The sequence below is a fragment of the Klebsiella sp. MS 92-3 genome (assembly GCF_000195655.1).
Lineage (GTDB): Bacteria > Pseudomonadota > Gammaproteobacteria > Enterobacterales > Enterobacteriaceae > Klebsiella > Klebsiella pneumoniae.
Genome location: NZ_GL882839.1, coordinates 25,351 through 27,757, shown reverse-complemented (window position 1 = coordinate 27,757; position 2,407 = coordinate 25,351). Strand labels below are relative to the sequence as shown.

General features: G+C 57.8%; 2 protein-coding genes. One reads left to right on the top strand and one right to left on the bottom strand.

Features of this window, described 5'->3' with window-relative positions:
- A partial coding sequence (locus tag HMPREF9538_RS07240) for a sensor domain-containing diguanylate cyclase (protein ID WP_009485815.1) occupies positions 1–911 on the top strand: 911 nt, incomplete at its 5' end.
- 98 nt (positions 912–1,009) lie between these two features.
- On the opposite strand, the gene guaD is transcribed toward HMPREF9538_RS07240, so the two are convergent.
- The gene (gene guaD / locus HMPREF9538_RS07245; RefSeq protein ID WP_004199969.1) at positions 1,010–2,320 is read right to left on the bottom strand and encodes a guanine deaminase; all 1,311 of its coding nucleotides are present in this window, start codon (positions 2,318–2,320) and stop codon (positions 1,010–1,012) included.
- Positions 2,321–2,407 lie beyond the last annotated feature (87 nt).

The following is a 2,407-nucleotide window of genomic DNA, read 5'->3' as shown; positions in this document are numbered from 1 at the left end:
TCCACCCCGCCCCCCGCCGCTACCAGCGGCGTAACAATGGCTTTTTCGCTCGCTTTTTTATGACTAATACCGCGCCGATGCTGTTGATCGACCCTCATAAAGATGGCCGGATTGTCGATGCCAATATTGCCGCGCTACGTTTTTATCATTATTCCGATGAGGAAATGCGCACCAAACATACCTGGCAAATAAATACCCTGGGCCGGGACGTTATCCCCATTATGAATAATATTGCCAGTCTGCCTGGCGGTCATAAACCGCTTAATTTTACGCATATTCTGGCTGACGGCTCGCTACGCCATGTCCAAACTTATGCCGGGCCGGTGGTGCTGTATAATATTCGACTGATGCTATGCATCATTCACGATATCACCGAAGAAGTGCATCTGAAAAAAGAGCTGGAATTTTCCGCCGCCCACGATCCGTTAACCGGCTTGCTTAATCGCCGGGAGTTTCACCGTCTGGTTGAGGCGCCAACTTTTATCCCCCGGGGTTATTGTCTGCTGTTAATCGATATCGATCATTTCAAGAGCATTAATGATATTCACGGCCATCAAAAAGGCGATGAGGTCCTGCTGGTGCTCTCTCGTATTCTGGAAACGTCGGTCGACCGCGAAGATAAAATTTATCGCTGGGGTGGAGAAGAGTTTCTGCTTTTTTTGCCCCATTCGCCGATCGGCCGCGCGCTGATACTGGCGGAGGGGATCCGCCAGGCGGTTAGCGAATACCAGACGCTGTCGGTGACCGTCAGCATCGGCGTGGCTGAACATCATGACGGCGAAACGGTTGATCAACTGTTTTCCCGCGTCGATAAAGCGCTGTATGCGGCAAAAAATGACGGGCGTAATAGGGTGACGCGCATGCCTTTTGACAGCTCTGAGCGACGGCGCAGTAGAGATGGCGCCGCCTGAATAAGCCCCCGCCTGTAGTGGGTTAGCCTGCGTTAAGGTGGCAAACAAGGTATGGTGCGTTTTCTCGTTCTTTTCAGGAAGTGGGACTGGCTGAGGGGTCAGTCCTGACACCACACCCGCTCGCCATTCACCCACGTCTCGCTGATATTGCGTTCATCACCCAGGGTCATCAGCACGAACAGCTGCTCATAAATGTCATGGCAGCGGCCTATGCGCAGGCGCTGCAGCGGGGTGACCGCCGGGTCAATCACCACAAAATCCGCCTCTTTGCCCGGCTGGAAATTGCCAATTTTCTCCTCCAGCCGCAGGGCGCGCGCCCCGCCGAGGGTGGCGTGATAGAAGGCCTCGCTGGCGCGCAGGCGATAGCTCTGCAGTTGTCCTACCTTGTAGGCCTCGCCCAGCGTCCGCAGCATGCTGAAGGTGGTCCCGGCTCCGACGTCGCTGCCGATGCCCATCCGCACCTGGTGCTGCCAGCAGGCGGGCAGGCGGAACAGCCCGCTGCCGAGAAACAGATTCGACGTCGGGCAGAAGGCGACTGCGGACCCGGTGTCATGCAGGCACTGCCACTCGGCATCATCGAGATGGATCCCGTGAGCGAAGACGCTGCGTTCGCCGGTGAGCTGATAGTGATGATAGACATCCAGATAGCGCGCATGCTCAGGCCACAGCTGTTTAACCCAGGCGATCTCCTCCCGGTTTTCACTGAGATGCGTCTGCAGCCAGGTGTCGGGAAACTCGGCCCGCAGGCGCTGCACCGCCTCCAGCAACGCCGGAGTCGAGGTGGGGGCAAAGCGCGGGGTGATGGCATAGCCCAGCCTGCCGCGCTGATGCCAGCGGCGGATCAACGCCCGGGTCTGCTCGTAGCTCTCCCCGGCGGTTTCGCACAGGTAGTCGGGCACATGGCGATCCATCATCACTTTCCCGGCGATCAGGCGCATATTGAGGCGCAGCGCTTCGCTGAATAACGCCTCCACCGATGCCGGATGCAGGGTACAAAACACCAGCGCGGTGGTGGTGCCATGGCTTATCAGCTGATTTACAAAAAACTGCGCTATCTCCTGGGCATACTCCGCATCGGCAAACTGGCTCTCCACCGGGAAGGTGTAGGTGGTGAGCCACTCCAGCAGCTGTTCGCCAAAGGCGCCGATCATCTCGGTCTGCGGATAGTGAACGTGGGCATCAACGAACCCCGGCAGCAGCAGCTTACCCCTCAGATCGACATAGCCCTTCAGGGGATGCAGAAAGGCTTCCCCCTCCTGCCATGGCAGCAGGGCGATAATTTTCCCCTCCTGCAGGAACAACAAGCCATCATCGAGATAGCGGGCCTGGGCGGCCACCTCATCCGGGGTCTCCGCCACGCCGGCGATATCAAAAAATGCACCGCGCACCGCGGTCTGGTAATCCATCATCGAACCTGCCTTCTCTTAACGCTCTGGGAATAGTGATAAACAGCAAGATTGGTGCCAGTTTGCAGCCTGCCGCGGCCAGACGCCGCG

Coding starts and splice junctions, on each gene's coding strand:
- guaD (WP_004199969.1), bottom strand. CDS start 2,320: ATGATGGATTACCAGACCGCGGTGCGCGGTGCATTTTTTGATATCGCC.